Genomic DNA, 15,023 nt, shown 5'->3' on the forward strand with positions numbered 1-15,023 from the left:
AACTGGGAGTTTCGCAACTGCTTATCTGCACCTATCCGCACGCTGCGCTTGGCTTCGCGCGATTCTGCAAGACCGACTCGATATCGGCAGGCGAAGGCGCGAGGATTCATGAGACTCGACAACCACCCTCTGATATTGCGCTCTACGTCATCATCCTCTCGGGCGCCTATCACGGTGCCGAACTGTCCGTGCGCAGTCTAAGCATGTAGTAACCCTAACGACGTAGTGATGGCGTGGCGGTTGTCGATCGCAGCCTATCATGTCTGGGGACGATGGAAGGAAGGATCCATACCTTCCGAGCAAGTTATTGCGTATCTAATTCTTTGGAGCGTTCGGCAAGCGAGAAATGCGTTGAGCAGATTTTCGAAGCAACATCGTCCACGCCGGCGAACCGCTAAGCGCGGCTGACTTTCCTCGTAGACTTTAAGGGACCCTTGGCATGGCGCGGCCTCCTTATTTCGCGTCATTTCGACGATCGATCCATAAGGCGAGAGCTTTCTGCTGTGTGCACCCGCGCTTGGCACACGTCACTTCGACTTCTGCGACCGGCTGTCGCCTAGCCAAGGCGTCGCCTTGACTTCTTGATGTAGCAGGCATGCTGGATTTGTTCGAACCAGATCATTGCAGACATGCCAATACAGAAACGTTTGTGCCACGCGCATTCCCCGCGACGAGCGAGACCCACCCATATTCGCGGTTCGAGCGAACACACGTCCGAACGCGAACGCACTCTCACGCCCGTGCGTGCAGCGCCCAAGCATTCCCTCCGGCAAGACCTAGCGCGATCGAAAAGTCCGCCTGCCCTCAACGAGCAGTCCCCGACGGTGCAACTGCCCGCTCGGTGCGCGGATGCGGAAATCCGACATCTTGAAGCGGTGATTCGTCACGTCGCTGGTGCTCATGGCCCGTCTATACCTGCGTACCTGCCTCAGTCCTATTGGCTCATACGGTTAGAGCGAATCGAGCGGAAGACTTGCCTCATTCCAGCTCAGCAGCAACGCATCAAGGCATTGCGAAGGTTGCTGCTGGAGAGTGAGCCGCATGAGTGTCAGTGCGCGTAGGTTCCCCGGGCGGTGCTTCCTAGCGCAACCTACGCATCTTCATGTTCGCCTATTTCCGCTCGCGTCACTAAATGATGCCCGGTCGAGCTGCGCCAGTAGACGTGGTCCGGCGGTAGGCGGCCTAACTTGCAGATGAGCTCGCAAGCGGCGAGCGATGAGCTTCCTTGAAAGTCCATTCTATTAACAAGAGCCGAGGGACAGAATGAAAAAGCACGATCAAGACGGAATGTCGACACACGATCTGTTGAATGAGACGAGCTCCGCCGCTGACAATAGTTTCAGCCATTCCCGCAGCACAGAAGCGACCAACGGGGCGGGCAACCCTCAACGCGTGAGCCGCGCGTTGCTAATGCGCATTGTGCCCATCTTTCAGCGTGCGTGCGATGGCCGGGTGCATCTGCGCCCTGCAATCGAACTCGAACACGCACCGGGCACCAAGAACCCAACAACGTTGGTTGATTGCCTCGCGATCACGCCGTTTGGGGTCTTCGTCGTGAACCACTTAGACTGGACAGGCCTCGTCAAGCCGTGGACCAACGAAGATGAACTCGCCGTCGTGGACGACGTCGGCGGCGTGACGGTGCATACGTCGCCGCTGCGTCGAGCGAAGCCGGCCGTGCGGCACTTGCGCTTGCTGCTATCTCAACACGAATGTCCGGTCGAGAGTGTCGCCGTTTTCGGCGAAGCGGGCTGCGAGCTGCATCCGACTGTGCCTGATGGCATCTTGACGTTGCCGGACTTGCACTACTTCTTGCGAACGAGGTTGAACCGTTTTCGCACAACGCATCGGCGCTATTTGGATGCGGATACCCTCGCTTCGCATATCGACTGGTCTTGCTCACACAGGCGCTCGCGCCCGTGATATCGCCGCCCGCAGTCGCTGTTTCGTTGTATCGCAGCGCTGCGGCCGTCACGTGAAAACCCGAGTGAATCCTCGACTGTTGTGTGCGGCACGGCGTCGGGCCAACCTAGCCGTATAGCCCCCGAACGACAACTGCCGCTCGCGCCACCCGCACTGTGACATCGACATCTGCGATGAAACTGAAAAGACGGCGTTTTTTCGAAGCTTCCCAGCGCAAAACCTTCCGATGGGCGCTTTATATTAGTTGGACCCACCGCGTATTTACGCATCGATCTAGCAACGCACGGCTGACGTGCGCGTGCCACTTCTTCTATACCGGCCCTCAGGGAAATCGCTGTACCGGTTCGCAGGCGAGCTCAATGAGCGACCCGCCATCGTTTTTCATCGTTGTACCCGAGCACTGGTCTTCGAGCCGCGTCGTCCTCCGTGTTCTCGTGCAAGACCAGCGCGGCTTCGTCAGGGACAAAACGCTTTGGCTCGCACGGACACCGATATCTGCTAGACGGCGACGCCCGCGTACCCGTGGTCGCCGGACGTTGCTCGTCGATCCGTTCTCAGCATCTCGGCGCCACGCCGGCCCCACTGCGTGACCAGCAATGCGTCGCGCCGTATTCACCGCTGTTCTATTTCACCACCGTAGTCTGGCTTCGGCACATCGCCGAAAGCCGCTACTTTCTCAGCCAAGGAGGCTTTATGAAAATTGCCGTACTGGAAGTTCGCTATGCGTGCGGGTTGATCTTGACGGACCGCGTTGTCGTTCGGGCATCATCCCGGCTTATTCTGCCGCCGCGCTTGACTGCGTTGCTTGCCGAGCTCGAGCGGAGCGAGCGCCGCACGTTGACTAGCGTTACGGTAGACGGCGTCACCTATCGCGTGGAAGGCACGCCGGAAGCCGAGCTTGTCCTGGGCTCGAGGCTTGGCTTTGCGGAACGTTTGGTCAGGGGGCTGCAGTCTGTCGCATCACCCAATGCCGCTCAACGGCGCCTGAACCGGCGCTTTGTCCACATGCTGAGCGCCTTCTCGGTGATCGGCGCGTGCTACCTCGTTCAGTCGACCAAGAACTGGGACACACGCGCGATCGTCGAAACAGTGTTGCTCTGCGCCGCATCTGTCGCTCTGTTTGTCACCGGACACCTGTGCTTTGCAGGTGACCACGAATCGACATGATTGCGCATCGAGAACGTTGCCTCTATTGGCTCGGTTCGGCGTTGAATCCGGCCATCTGGTCGATGCCAAACCAGTGTCCGCGCTGAAAGACGTTGATCGTGCAAACCGCGCCGGCTGGCGTGGTTTGCACAAAACATCAATTGACGAGCGGCTGTGGCCAACTAGCGTGTTCACTCGTCTGGGCACTCGCTCATATCCGCTTACTGCGCGCACGGCGTATTCGCGTCCTCGCCCGCGTTGGCAGAAGGGCCCTCCTCAAGCGGATAGTCTTTCGACACCTCGACCTTTGGGACGCTGCCGCGCCGTGGGCACTTGGCCGACGCGACGCCTTTTGTTGGTGCCATTACTTCCTTGATCGCGCGTCGGCGAGGCGAGTCAGTCAACGCCGCAGTCACTTACGCTTGTGTGGCCGACGGGAAGGATGGATAGAAAACTCCAAGCAGTTCGACTTTCGAGAGCGAATGCACGCCCGGTACCGGAGACATCATATCGTCGTTGTTGAAAAAGGGGCATGCGCATGTTGCGTGTGTAACTGCCACCCTGATGACCGGCAAGGATATCGGAGCCGCGCAGCCGTGAGCCGACGCCTATCGTGACAGTCAGTATCGCGCGGAGAAGAAAAGCGCAAGGCTTGGAGCATATCTTTTCAAGGTTGATAGGCAAATCTCGCCGTCGCCTCCTCGCCGGCGACTTCTCCTACCCTGAAAGTCGTTCAGAGGAGCGCCTCGTGGTGCGCATGGTTTTTGAGACCCAATTGCCTCGCGCCGGAGCAAACACATTTGGATAAGAGATTGAGGGTTTGGTCAAGTGGTCCCGATAGTCAAAGCCGCGCAAACAAAAAAGGAGGGAAGGAGATGGCTGCAAAGATGTGGGTAGCCGCAACAGTGGACGGACAAGAAGTCTCTGCCGAGACGATCGAATTTCTTCCCGTGGCTCCGTCGTTGAGATGTATGTATTGCGGTACGCCTGTGAGCTACGTTCCGCAGCACGCACGCGAAAGTAGAGGAAGGACCTACCTTGTCAAGGCATATTTCCGCTTGCTTCCGAACGCGGCGCATAACGAGCGCTGAATGTTCAACGTCGAGGAGCAACTCAAAGTCATCGCTCGTCGTTCGCTTGGTCTATTGCAAGCCCTCGAACGAGGCCGATATCGTTTTCGCCTCCTTGCGATTGATGATATGCGTAATTTCGACATTCGTCTAACTCTAACTCGTTCAGCGATTTTTCGCGAAGTAGAAAAGGCGGGAAGAAGCGACGGCGCGTTTTTTTAAGCGACTCTCGCTGTTTCCTGTCGGCCTACATCAATGCGGCTAAGCGTGTTATTCAATTGCGCGCGTTGTGCTCGAGCAATCTCTTTCTTCGAGACCGTCTAGAATTCGTCTTCAATGGGATGTCGGTGAATTGGGCAGACTTCTATTACGAAGAAGAGCGGTTCCTCGCGGCTTATCGTTGGCTAGTTCAGACTGCGGCCTCTTTTCCCATCGCCCTTGTGGGCCGAGTGTCTAACGTTGAGACCATAGAAACTCATGGGCGTTTGCTGTATGTTTTGAACTTCGAGCCGTCATCGACGCAGTCATATGCTCTTGACTCGAAGGTAGGAGAGCGCACTTGCGCCACGGTATGGACCAGTCAACCTAATTGGTTGTATCCGCTAAAGCGAAACGATACGGTGCTTGTTTTCGGCCATTGGCGGCATGCAACAGCGCATACTTTTACCTCGCCGTGCACGAAACGACGACACAAAGTTTCGAAAGTATCTCGATCGTCAGTTGTCGATATGGTTACACATCAAGTCGCAGATCGCACGGCTAGCGAGGTAGTGCGCGATGAAGTTGCCGCTGGCATCTGGATGCTATCGGCGGGATCATGGCTGTAAGTTGGTTTGATTAATAAACTGTCGCGGCTCGTATCCGTGACGTTGACGGATCCGTTCCTGTGGCGCATTCCAATCGCGCCGACACCAACTCCGCACTGAAGGGGGTTATTTGTTGACTGCAATTGACCACCCACCGGATCAGTTGCGCGATGACGAGGGCTTGTCGATTGATAAGTCGGTTGGTGGAACCGCACCTCATAGGAATGCAGCGCTGGAATTGTGGCATCTGCTATTACCGGTGACGTGAGCAATATCTGTCGGCCGAGACGAATCCGAGGGGATATGTAATAAGCGTCCGCGCGGACGTATCCTCAGTCACTGCTTGTTTTCGTTGAAGGCTCGCAGCCATAACAGGCGCGTGTTCGGTAGCACTCAGTGTCCGCTGGCGTCGAGGAGGGTAGCGGCCTCGCCCAAGCGCGTCAATAGATCGGCGCTGTACTCTTTTTCTAAACGGTGAATTTGTGTGCGGGGGGGAGTGTGCAAAGTTGGGGAAGCTGTTTGCTCGTGCTTCCACGATTGCACGCGTGCATTGATGTAGTGCAATATTCGCAAGTGTGGCGGAGCGGATCTCGCTGATCTTGCGTCATTAGGCGCTGGACTGAAGCCAGGTCGGTAGATTCCCCGCTATTCTCTTCTTGCTTTAAGCCAAGCGTTCAAACGGTGACATAATAAAGAGGTTATTGGGGAATTGAGAAAACGGCCCCACCTAGATAGCAAAACAGCCGTAGTTAATCGCGTTGAACAGAAACAGTCAGTTCTTCCACCGGAATAATGAGGTGGGACTAAGCCATTATGCGCTTCTCTGTGCAATCGATGCCTGATGCGCTCGAAAACTAGATAGAGGGGAGTCGGTAAGCACGTTGAGAGGTTGCTTCCGCGTAAAGCCGCTCTCCGCGCCAGTTGAACCGCCGGATGAGTGCATTTTCCGAAACTTCCTGCTTTTCTTCATCCGCGCCGCTAGACGCACGTCCTTCGTTTCACATGATGTCCCAGCCGCGGCGATCGCTTCTGGCCGTCGAGCGGAAGTCCGTGCGTTAGTCTGATGTCTCAAAAGGGCAATCGCGGCTTGTCACGATTCTAAGCGCTCGTCTGAGGTAGAGCTCGGCGATCTCGAGCAACGCCTGGAGACATGCGCGAAATGGAATATCACGCGGATTCTCACGCCGTCTTTTGCGGCGACCACTTATCGCGTCGGCATGAACCCTCTAATTGTTTGCTACGAGCGGTTCATTTCAGCGAAAATGTCGGCTTTCGTCGTCCAAGCAACGACCGCGGCAAGCCCAGAAATTCCGTCTTCAAGGATGCAGTTGAACCCCCAATCCGTCAACGCAAGCTCAGCTCGATTGATAAGCGTATCTCTCGTCGTCTACCGGCCGCATCGTGCGATGCTGGAGCGTACGTTGCATACGCTCGACACTGCGCTGGATCGCTTCCTAAAGTCGAATCAAGCCACGTCCGCGCCGCTGTACCTCATCAACAACGGAACCGATGAACGCATCGACTGGTCGCAGCTCACCAACGAAGCCCGGCTGCAAACGAACGTCATCGAAGGCCAGGGCAACGTCGGCTACGGCCGAGGCCACAATCTCGCCATCGATCGCACATCGAGCCGCTACCACCTGATCCTAAACCCGGACATCGAACTGGAAAGCGACGCGCTCGTTCAAGCAATCGCCTTCATGGACGCGCACCCCGAAGTCGGTGTCCTTTCCCCGCTGATTCTCGAAGACGACGGCAGCCAGCAATTCCTCTGCCGCCGCTATCCGACCGTCTTCGACCTCTTCGTCCGCGGCTTCCTCCCGCGAAGCCTGAGAACGCCATTCAAAGCGCGCCTGGCAAGATACGAAATGCGCGACGTCATCGACGATACAAACGTCCTCTGGGACCCACCTATCGTCAGCGGCTGTTTCATGCTGTTCCGCACCGAAGTGTTGAAAAAACTCAACGGCTTCGACCCGCGCTATTTCCTCTACTTCGAGGACTACGACCTGAGCCTGCGCACGCACGACGTCGCCCGCGTCGCCTATGTGCCCTCCGTGCGCGTGCTGCATCACGGCGGCGACGCCGCGAAGAAAGGCTGGACGCACATCAGGCTGTTCATCACGTCCGCGTTCAGGTTCTTCAACCGCTTCGGCTGGAAGTGGCTATGAGCGCGCGTATCGCCATCACCGGCGCGAACGGATTCGTTGGCCGGGCGCTCGCCCGCATGCTGCTCGCGCAGGGCCGCGCGGTCACGGGCGTCGTGCGCGGCGACGCGGCTTGCTATCCGGGCGTCGACACGCATTCCATCGCGTCGATCGAATCCATCTCGCCGGAAGCCTTCGCGGAAGCGCAAGCGGTGATTCACCTTGCCGCGCGCGTGCACGTTATGAATGACGCATCCGCCGATCCGCTTGCGGCTTTTCGCGCCACCAACGTCGAAGGCACGCTCAGAGCCGCCGAAGCCGCCGCCCGCGCAGGCGCGACGCGTTTTGTCTACGTCAGCAGCATCAAGGCGCTGGCCGAACTCGACAACGGCCGGCCGCTCAAGGAAACCGACGAGCGACATCCTCCCGACCCCTACGGAATCTCGAAAGCCGAGGCCGAAGTAAAACTGATGGAACTCGGCGCCCGCACCGGACTGGAGATCGTGATCGTGCGGCCGCCGCTCGTCTACGGACCAGAGGTGCGGGCGAATTTCCTGAGCCTGATGAGTGCCATCGCGAAGGGCGTTCCGTTGCCGATCGGCGCAGCGGAGGCCCGCCGGAGCCTTTGCTACGTCGACAACCTCGCAAGCGCGCTGATCGAATGCACGACACATGTACGCGCCGCGGGTCAGATTTTCCACATCACCGACGGCGAAGACCCGAGTGTCGCGGATCTCGCGCGCATTCTCGGACGTCATCTGGGACGGCCCGCGCGGCTGTTGCCGGTGCCGATGGGCATGCTGAGACTGGCGGGGCGCGTAACCGGCAAGTCCGCGCAGATCGACCGTCTGACGGGCAGCCTGCGAGTCGACTCAACGCATATTCGCAATATGTTAGGCTGGTGCCCTTCCGTTTCGCTCGACGCGGGCCTCGCGGCCACGGCTGCGTGGTTCCGGGCGACGCAACAACGGCCGACGCCGGCTAACGTCCGGTAACAACCGAAAAGCGGCGGTTACACGCAAAACAAGCGCAATCAAGCAAGATCGGCACAGCCGACAGACAAACCACAACGACAACCACGCCTCGCAGGGAAATGACCCGCCCGCTGTATCCATTCCTAATCGACCATCCGTGGATCTCGGCCGCTTGCGCAGCGGCGCTCGCGCTCATCGCCTGCGCGGCGACTCTTGGCTTTCTGCTGAAAACCGGCCTCGCCTGGCGACTCGCGACAGATATTCCGAACGATCGTTCGCTTCATGCGCGCCCGACGCCGCGCATCGGCGGCTGGGGAATCGTGCCGGTCGGCGTCGTCGCGATGTTGATTGTCGCGCCGTCGATCTGGTTCGCGGCGGCGGGCGCTGCATTCCTCGCGGCCGTCTCGCAGATCGATGACCGGCGCGGCCTGCCGGCGCGCGTGCGCTTTGCGGCGCACCTGCTGGCGGTGGCCGCATTGATCGTGATGAATCCCGCGCCCGTGCCGTGGTGGGCGCTCACGGCGGTCGGTTTCCTGATGCTGTGGCTCGTCAACCTGTACAACTTCATGGACGGCTCGGACGGCCTCGCGGGCGGGATGGCGCTATTCGGCTTCGGCGGCTACGCGGCGGCGGCGCTCGCCGGCCCGACGCCGCAAATCGATCTCGGCGTCGCAAGCGCGGCGATCGCGGGCGCGTCCGCCGGATTTCTGCTCTTCAATTTCCATCCGGCGCGGATTTTTCTTGGGGATTCGGGGTCAATTCCCATAGGGTTCCTCGCTGGCGCGCTCGGCTACTGGGGCTGGCTCAAGGGCACATGGCCCGTCTGGTTTCCGGCGCTCGTCTTCGCGCCCTTCATCTGCGACGCCTCGGTCACGTTGCTGCGCCGTCTCGCGCGCGGCGAAAAATTTTGGCAGGCGCATCGCGAGCACTATTATCAGCGGATGGTGCGCCTGGGCGTGGGCCACGCGCGCACTGCGATCGCGTGGTATTTGCTGATGCTCGCGGGCATAATGCTTGCAAACCGGGCCTTGGGCTTTTCTCCGCTAGGGCAATGGTGCGCAGTGGCAGGGTGGGCAATTGTGGTCACGGCAGCGGGAGCCGTCGTCGATGTGTGTTGGCGGCGTCATCAGTCCCGTCTTTCCGAACAACCTTGAGGTCCACGCGATGAATCGATTCAAAGCATCATGGCTATCGGCCGGCGCGTTTGCGTTCGATCTCGTCGCGGTTTCGGGCACGTGGCTCGCGGCCTACCTGATCCGCTTCAACGGCGCCGTTCCACACGAATTCCAGTCCGGCGCGATGCACGCGCTCCTCTGGGTCCTCCCTGTCTACGGCATCCTGTTCCGGCTATTCGGCCTCTATCGCGGCATGTGGGTATTCGCGAGCCTGCCGGACCTCATGCGCATCTCGAAGTCGGTCGGGGTTGGCGCGCTGATCGTCATGATCGGCGCGGTCATGGCCCAGCCGACGCCCGTCATTCCCCGTTCCGTGCTGATCGTCGCGCCGCTCCTGCTGTTCCTCGCAATGGGCGGTGCTCGCGCGCTCTACCGCGCGGCCAAGGAGTTCTATCTGTACGGTGGCCTTGTCGGGCAAGGGAAGCCTGTCATCGTGCTCGGCGCGGGCACGGCGGGCGCGATGCTCGCGCGTGAGTTGTCGCGTTCGAGCGAATGGCGTCTGGTCGGCATTCTCGACGACGATCCCGGCAAGCAGGGCCGCGAAGTCATGGGTCACAAGGTGCTCGGCGCATTCAGCGATCTGCCTCGCGTGGCCGAGCAACTCAAGACCGATTACGCGATCATCGCGATTCCCTCGGCTTCCGTCGATACGCAACGGCGCGTGGCCACGCTGTGCGTGCGCGCCGGCGTGAAGGCGATGGTCCTGCCGTCGCTCGAGCCGCTAGCGCAAGGGCAGGGTTTTCTCTCGCGCGTGCGCCAGATCGACCTCGAAGACCTGCTCGGCCGCGAGCCCGTCAGGATCGACATGCCGCACGTCGAAGCGCTTCTTCATGGGCGCGTCGTGATGGTGACGGGCGCCGGTGGTTCGATCGGCTCCGAACTCAGCCGCCAGATCCTGCGATTCTCGCCGGCGCAACTCATCGCCTACGATCTCAGCGAGTACGCGATGTACCGCCTCACCGAGGAACTGCGCGAGAAGTTTCCGGAGCTTGCAGTCGTTCCGGTCGTCGGCGACGCGAAGGATTCGCTCCTGCTCGACGAGACCATGAGCCGCTTCGCGCCGCATATCGTCTTCCACGCGGCCGCCTACAAGCACGTGCCGCTGATGGAAGAGCAAAACGCGTGGCAGGCGGTGCGCAACAACGTGCTCGGCACGCTGCGCGTCGCGCGCGCGGCGATCCGTCACGACGTGCGCCACTTCGTGCTGATCTCCACCGACAAGGCCGTCAATCCCACCAACGTGATGGGCGCGAGCAAGCGGCTCGCGGAGATGGCGTGCCAGGCGCTCCAGCAGTCGGCGCCGCGCACGCAGTTCGAGACGGTTCGCTTCGGCAACGTGCTCGGCAGCGCCGGGAGCGTGATTCCGAAATTCCAGCAGCAGATCGCGAAGGGCGGCCCGGTGACGGTCACGCATCCCGAGATCACGCGCTTCTTCATGACGATTCCCGAGGCGGCGCAACTGGTGCTGCAGGCGTCGAGCATGGGGCGGGGCGGCGAAATCTTCATTCTCGACATGGGGCAGCCGGTCAAGATCGTCGATCTGGCGCGCGACCTGATCCGGCTTTATGGCTTTTCGGAGGAACAGGTCCGCATCGTATTCACGGGCCTGAGGCCCGGCGAGAAACTGTATGAAGAACTGCTCGCCGACGATGAGACGACCACGCGCACGCCGCATCCGAAACTGCGGATCGCCCAAGCGCGTGGTGTGCCGGGTCACTTCCTCGACGAATTGCTGCCGTGGCTGATGCAGCATCGCGTGCTGCCGGACGACGAAGTGCGGCGCGATCTGCGACGCTGGGTGCCGGAGTATCAGACGTCGGTTGCGCCCGTTCTCCAGAGCGTCCCGACGAAGCGCGACGTCCCGCTCAAGCGCGAGGCGTGAGGCCTGCGCGAGAGGTATCGGCAAGCCGGAGCGCCGCGGCAACGGAAGCGCGCGATGCCGGTTGATCCCGACAAGAACTTGCCGGACGGTGGGTTCGATGAACTGGCGGCGCTGAGTCATCCGGGTTCGCTTTTGTCACCGACGGGCGAAATCGTCGCTTCGTACGATCTCGAAGTGACCGGCGCGCCCGCCGCGGGCTTCCGGCCTTTGTCGACGGCACCGGGCATCCTTCACGCCAACACCGCCGCATTCACCGCTGACTACGCGGCGCATCGCAAGGTCCATGTCGTCAACGGCATGGGCGTGACGCTCGGCGATTCGATCATCGGGCTGACTGCGATCTTTGCGATCAGGAAGCGGTATCCATCGATCGACATCGCGCTCTACCGGCCCACGCGCGCGCCGCGTTACGTGCAGCGTCTCTACGAACTTGCGGCACCGATGATCGGCACAGTACGCGATCTTCCCGTCGCGCTTGACTCGCTCGCACGCGACGATCTGAAGATCGATATCGGCAATCATCTGTTCTGGCCGGCGTTCGCCGCGCGTCCGATGATCGACTTCTTCCTGTGGGCGCTCGGCATGTCCGTCGCCGATATCCCCGCCACCGAGAAGCACAACGGCTGGCTCACTGATTTGCCGCTGCCGCCCTGGCCGGACGATCGCGCGGACTACGTGCTGTTCTGCCCGAACGCGAGCACGCCGGTGCGCAGCATCCCGGAATCGATGCGCGCGCGCCTCGTCGAACGGCTGTGGAAGCGCTTCGGTCTGCCGGTCAAGGGCTTTGGCACGGTCGATCATCCGCATTACGACGATGTCACGCCGCTCGTGCCCGATACCGCCGACTTCCTGAACTGGGTGAAGCACGCGCGCCATCTGATGACGTCCGATACGGCCGCGCTGCACATCGCGGCGGGCTTCGATGTGCCGACCACCGCGTTCTTCACGACGATCGCCCCGGACCTGCGCGCCCGTGACTACGCGCGCTGCCACGCATTGAGCGTCGCGCTACCCGGCTTGCAGGGCATTCACGCGAGTGCGCGCGCGGCGGACCTCGCGGCGCTCGCGCACGCCTACGATGCGTTGCTCGCCGACGAGAACCGTCTGTTTCGCGAAGACGATCGGCTCTAGCGCAACCCTCCAGCCGAAGCGGGGCGTCGTAGTATCCTCGTGGATTGCTCAACCAACAGGCGCGCATGCGCCGACATCGGAACCCACGCATGGACCGGTTTCTCGCGATGAAAGTCTTTTCCCGCGTCGTCGAGGCGGGCAGTTTTTCCCGCGCCGCCGACGCGCTGAGCCTGCCGCCCGCCAGCGTCTCGCGCACCGTCCAGGCGCTCGAAGCGCATCTGGGCGCGCGGCTCATCAACCGCACGACGCGCAGCATCAGCATCACCGAAGATGGCGAGACCTACTACGAGCGCTGCGTGCGCGTGCTCGGCGAAGTCGACGACATGGAGTCGGCGCTGTCGCAATCGAAGACGACGCCCAAGGGCAAGGTGCGCGTGAGCCTGCCCGCGCTGATGGCGAAGAGCACGCTCATTCCCGCGCTGCCGGGATTCCTCGCGTCTTATCCCGACATCAACGTCGAGCTGAGTCTCACCGACCGGCAGGTCGATATCGTGGAGGAAGGGCTCGACTGCGTGGTGCGCGTGGGCGCGGTCGTCGACGAGACGCTGGTCGCGAAACGCATCGGCTGCTATTCGCAGATCACCTGCGCTTCGCCGGAGTACCTCGAAAAATACGGCGAGCCGACCACACTCGATGACCTCGACAGGCATCTGGCCGTCGGCTATGTGCTCAACAACATGCGAGTGCGCAACTGGGAGTTCGTGTCGGAGGGCAAGACGCGCGTGATCGCGATGCGCAATCTCGTCGCCGTCAACGATGCGGATTCGTATTTCGCCTGCGGGCTGGCGGGTCTCGGGCTCATCCAGGGGTCGAGCTATTCGCTCGATCCGTACATCGCGAGCGGCGCATTCAGGGAAGTGTTGAAGGCGTATCCGTCGTATCCGCGCGTGGTGTCGATCCTCTATGCGGCGAACCGGCATCAGCCGCGGCGCGTGCGGATCTTCATCGACTGGCTCGCGGCGCTCTATGCCAATCTGCCCGCGCTGCAGGCGGACAAGGCGTGCAGCGAGTCACGCTGATCACGACGGCCCGAGCCCCTGACAAATCCACGGCGAGTAGTGGAGGATCATCGCCTGGAACGGTGCGCGATGCCCATAAGCGATCGACGACACCGCCAGCAGTCCAAGCCCCGCGACGAGCACGCGCGGGATGCGGCGCGGCTCGCTGAAGACGCGTTCCAGAACCAGCATCGCGATGAAGCCGCCGAGCAGCCATCCGGCGACCACTTCGGCCGGCGTATGCGCGTCCTCGACGATCCGGCACATGCCGATCACTGCGGCGAGCGCGAGCCCGCACAACGCGCCCGCGCGATGCCACGCGGGTCGCGCGCCTGCTGCGAGCAGCGCGAACGACACGGGCCAGACCGCGGCGGCGAGCATCGTGTGTCCGCTGATCACGCGGAACTGCACGGCCTCGATTTGGATGCCGCACCCCGCATACAGGATCTTGCTTGCGCCGACAAGTGCCATTCCAGCCGCGAGATACACGAGCCAGCGCAGCGCGAGGTGCTTGCCCGTCACGCGCAGCCAGATGGCGCAGGCGAGGGCGAGCGGTAACAGCAGGCCGGCATCCCCTAGGTTGGAAATCCAGGTCGTATGGAACATGCGGTCCGTCGAAATGTTCTTCTTATTGGGTATCCAGCTTGCGCTTGCCCGCCATGCGGTATTCGGTCGGCGAAATCGACAGGCGCTTGCGGAAGATTTTCGCGAGCCCGTCGCCGCTGCCCGCGCCGCAGCGCCGCGCGATCTTGTCGACCGGCAGGTCGGTCGCGGCGAGCAGCATGCAACTCGCATCGAGCCGCGCGCGCAACAGGTATTCCGACGGCGTGAGCCCGACCTGCGCCTTGAAACGGCGCAGGAAATTGCGCTCGCTCATCGCCGCGACGCGCGCCGCATCGGCGATCGAAATCTGCCGCACGTAGTTCTCGCGGATCCAGCGCGCGGCCGCGTCGATCTTCTGGCGCACGCCGCCGCTGTCGGTGTCGTCGAGCACCGTCGAGAGCTTTTGCCAAGCGCCCGGAATCGAACGCTCCGACACTTCGCGCGCCACCGCCGCTCCGTAGTCGCGCTTGATGATCGAGAGCGCCGCGGCGATCGGGCCCTTGGGGTCGTCGAGCGTAAGCGTCTGCTCGGCGATGAACAGCGAATTCGTGATCGCGGAAGCGGCAGCCGGCTCCCCGGCGAAATCGAGCGAGCGGTTCTGCAGCGTGAGATTGGCGGCCGCGAGAATCTGCGCGCCTTCGCCGATGGCCTTCACGAACGGGATCTTCGGCGCGACGCGCCCGAGACGCTTGCGCAACGCGCTGTCGTGCCGCGCGCGCTGCGCGCCCTGGCCGCCGGCGATGAAAAGCGCGTCGCAGTCGTTCATCCAGCGGTTGTCGAGGCTCTCGGTCCAGATGCGCATCGAGCAGCTGCTCGCGACGCTGCCGCCCTCGCTCGAAAGAAAGAGCAGCGAATAATTCGGCGTTTCGGCCGATGCGGACGCGCCCGCAGCCGGCCTGCGTATTTGGTTGGCGAGGAAAAACACTTCGGAGATTGAGCTCACCTCAACCAGCGAGAAATCTTCAAAGATCAGAATTCCGATGCGTTTTGCCGTGTCACGCGGCAGTGCATCGGGTTCGGGCGAGCGCACGACCGAAAGCCGCCCCATACCGTTCCCGTATCCCATCGACAGTCTCCAGCGCGAACCGCTTAGCGGGAAGTCATTGCATATGCGTCCCACTATACGCGGGCGGGGCATGGCGCCGTTACGCTAGTCGGAAAATGACGA

The 15,023-nt window shown here is 61.4% G+C and carries 12 protein-coding genes; 10 read left to right on the forward strand and 2 right to left on the reverse strand.

Annotated features, from left to right (window positions below; all coding sequences use genetic code 11):
• The 10 genes from AWB81_RS47040 to AWB81_RS28460 all read left to right on the forward strand — a co-directional run.
• On the forward strand, positions 1 to 209 hold a 209-nt coding region (locus AWB81_RS47040), incomplete at its 5' end, for a hypothetical protein (RefSeq protein ID WP_235025941.1).
• A gap of 1,054 nt (positions 210 to 1,263) precedes the next feature.
• A complete protein-coding gene (locus AWB81_RS28425; RefSeq protein WP_062639850.1) occupies positions 1,264 to 1,923 on the forward strand; it encodes a nuclease-related domain-containing protein in 660 nt (219 codons plus the stop codon).
• 522 nt (positions 1,924 to 2,445) lie between these two features.
• Positions 2,446 to 3,090, forward strand: coding sequence for a hypothetical protein (locus AWB81_RS28430; protein WP_144444194.1), 645 nt, complete (start codon positions 2,446 to 2,448; stop codon positions 3,088 to 3,090).
• Between the two features lie 1,070 nt (positions 3,091 to 4,160).
• Entirely contained in the window at positions 4,161 to 4,361 is a 201-nt protein-coding gene (locus tag AWB81_RS44940) for a hypothetical protein (protein WP_144444195.1), read from the forward strand.
• A gap of 1,906 nt (positions 4,362 to 6,267) precedes the next feature.
• Positions 6,268 to 7,116 (forward strand): glycosyltransferase family 2 protein, encoded by an 849-nt coding sequence (locus AWB81_RS28435; protein ID WP_062639852.1) that lies wholly within the window; start codon positions 6,268 to 6,270, stop codon positions 7,114 to 7,116.
• Complete coding sequence (locus AWB81_RS28440; RefSeq protein WP_062639853.1) at positions 7,113 to 8,087, forward strand: NAD-dependent epimerase/dehydratase family protein; 975 nt, start codon at positions 7,113 to 7,115, stop codon at positions 8,085 to 8,087. The genes AWB81_RS28435 and AWB81_RS28440 overlap by 4 nt, the downstream gene beginning before the upstream one ends.
• A gap of 98 nt (positions 8,088 to 8,185) precedes the next feature.
• On the forward strand, positions 8,186 to 9,220 hold the full coding sequence (locus AWB81_RS28445; protein WP_062639854.1) for an MraY family glycosyltransferase: 1,035 nt from the start codon (positions 8,186 to 8,188) through the stop codon (positions 9,218 to 9,220).
• Positions 9,221 to 9,230: 10 nt separating this feature from the next.
• Positions 9,231 to 11,123 (forward strand): polysaccharide biosynthesis protein, encoded by a 1,893-nt coding sequence (locus AWB81_RS28450; RefSeq protein WP_062639855.1) that lies wholly within the window; start codon positions 9,231 to 9,233, stop codon positions 11,121 to 11,123.
• 54 nt (positions 11,124 to 11,177) lie between these two features.
• Positions 11,178 to 12,254 (forward strand): glycosyltransferase family 9 protein, encoded by a 1,077-nt coding sequence (locus tag AWB81_RS28455; protein ID WP_062639856.1) that lies wholly within the window; start codon positions 11,178 to 11,180, stop codon positions 12,252 to 12,254.
• A gap of 89 nt (positions 12,255 to 12,343) precedes the next feature.
• Positions 12,344 to 13,273 carry a LysR family transcriptional regulator gene (locus tag AWB81_RS28460; RefSeq protein ID WP_062639857.1) on the forward strand — a complete coding sequence of 310 codons (930 nt, stop codon included), beginning with the start codon at positions 12,344 to 12,346 and terminating at the stop codon, positions 13,271 to 13,273.
• Here the strand turns inward: AWB81_RS28460 and AWB81_RS28465 are convergent, their stop codons facing one another.
• Positions 13,274 to 13,858 (reverse strand): phosphatase PAP2 family protein, encoded by a 585-nt coding sequence (locus AWB81_RS28465; protein WP_062639858.1) that lies wholly within the window; start codon positions 13,856 to 13,858, stop codon positions 13,274 to 13,276. It abuts the gene before it with no gap.
• 22 nt (positions 13,859 to 13,880) lie between these two features.
• Positions 13,881 to 14,921, reverse strand: a complete 1,041-nt coding sequence (locus AWB81_RS28470) for a GlxA family transcriptional regulator (protein ID WP_235025942.1) — start codon at positions 14,919 to 14,921, stop codon at positions 13,881 to 13,883.
• Between the last annotated feature and the right edge of the window lie 102 nt (positions 14,922 to 15,023).

This window comes from Caballeronia arationis (assembly GCF_001544975.2).
Taxonomy (GTDB): Bacteria; Pseudomonadota; Gammaproteobacteria; order Burkholderiales; family Burkholderiaceae; genus Caballeronia; species Caballeronia arationis.

Coding starts and splice junctions, on each gene's coding strand:
- AWB81_RS28425 (WP_062639850.1), top strand. CDS start 1,264: ATGAAAAAGCACGATCAAGACGGAATGTCGACACACGATCTGTTGAAT.
- AWB81_RS44940 (WP_144444195.1), top strand. CDS start 4,161: ATGTTCAACGTCGAGGAGCAACTCAAAGTCATCGCTCGTCGTTCGCTT.
- AWB81_RS28435 (WP_062639852.1), top strand. CDS start 6,268: ATGCAGTTGAACCCCCAATCCGTCAACGCAAGCTCAGCTCGATTGATA.
- AWB81_RS28440 (WP_062639853.1), top strand. CDS start 7,113: ATGAGCGCGCGTATCGCCATCACCGGCGCGAACGGATTCGTTGGCCGG.
- AWB81_RS28445 (WP_062639854.1), top strand. CDS start 8,186: ATGACCCGCCCGCTGTATCCATTCCTAATCGACCATCCGTGGATCTCG.
- AWB81_RS28450 (WP_062639855.1), top strand. CDS start 9,231: ATGAATCGATTCAAAGCATCATGGCTATCGGCCGGCGCGTTTGCGTTC.
- AWB81_RS28455 (WP_062639856.1), top strand. CDS start 11,178: ATGCCGGTTGATCCCGACAAGAACTTGCCGGACGGTGGGTTCGATGAA.
- AWB81_RS28460 (WP_062639857.1), top strand. CDS start 12,344: ATGGACCGGTTTCTCGCGATGAAAGTCTTTTCCCGCGTCGTCGAGGCG.
- AWB81_RS28465 (WP_062639858.1), bottom strand. CDS start 13,858: ATGTTCCATACGACCTGGATTTCCAACCTAGGGGATGCCGGCCTGCTG.
- AWB81_RS28470 (WP_235025942.1), bottom strand. CDS start 14,921: ATGGGATACGGGAACGGTATGGGGCGGCTTTCGGTCGTGCGCTCGCCC.